This window comes from Neobacillus paridis (assembly GCF_016765675.1).
Lineage (GTDB): Bacteria > Bacillota > Bacilli > Bacillales > Cytobacillaceae > Neobacillus > Neobacillus paridis.
The window spans coordinates 1-545 of sequence record NZ_JAESWB010000017.1 but is presented as its reverse complement, the minus strand read 5'-3'; the positions used below and the strand labels follow the sequence as shown (position 1 = coordinate 545).

The window sequence follows — 545 nt, the reverse complement described above, 5'->3', positions numbered from 1 at the left end:
CTGGCGTCGTCCATCAGCGACAGAATCAGATAGATTTCGTCGCCTAACTGGTGACTGCGGCTGGTCGGGACAAAGATGCCACCGTTCGCCAGAAAAGGCATATAGGCCGCATACAGCGCTGCCTTTTCCTTCACGGAAAGCGAAAGGACGGAGGGACGGGGCGGCGTGGCGCCGCTGATTTCTGCCATGGCCAACCTATGCAAAAACGGTGGAGTAATCCAGCAACATGTCTTCGATGAACAGCTTGGGCGATAGCGGATGGTCCGCAATGGCGCGCCTCTCATTCATCGACTTCATCACCGCCAGCAGCCTGACTGGGTCTGCACGCATGGCAAGGGCATCGATTTCCCGGCGGTGCTTTGGATAATAACGGATCTTTCCGGAAAACTTGACGGAAAACACGTCATAAAGCCAGCGCTGCAGCCAGGAAGTCACGTCCGCCGGCGAGGATTTCTGCAACTGGTCTGCTGTCTTCAACGCCGCTTCGGCAGCCGGCTTGGCCAGATGCGCCAGCAGCGTCTCGACCGCCTCGCGTGATCCGGCCT

2 protein-coding genes are annotated in these 545 nt (G+C 58.3%); both read right to left on the bottom strand.

The annotated features are described in order from the left end of the window. Positions 1-188, bottom strand: a 188-nt coding sequence (locus JK635_RS27825; protein ID WP_202651819.1) for a PilZ domain-containing protein, incomplete at its 3' end; no start/stop codon positions are given. 7 nt (positions 189-195) lie between these two features. Beyond that, positions 196-545 (bottom strand): DNA polymerase III subunit delta' C-terminal domain-containing protein (locus tag JK635_RS27820; protein ID WP_202651818.1); only part of this gene is annotated, 350 nt, incomplete at its 5' end.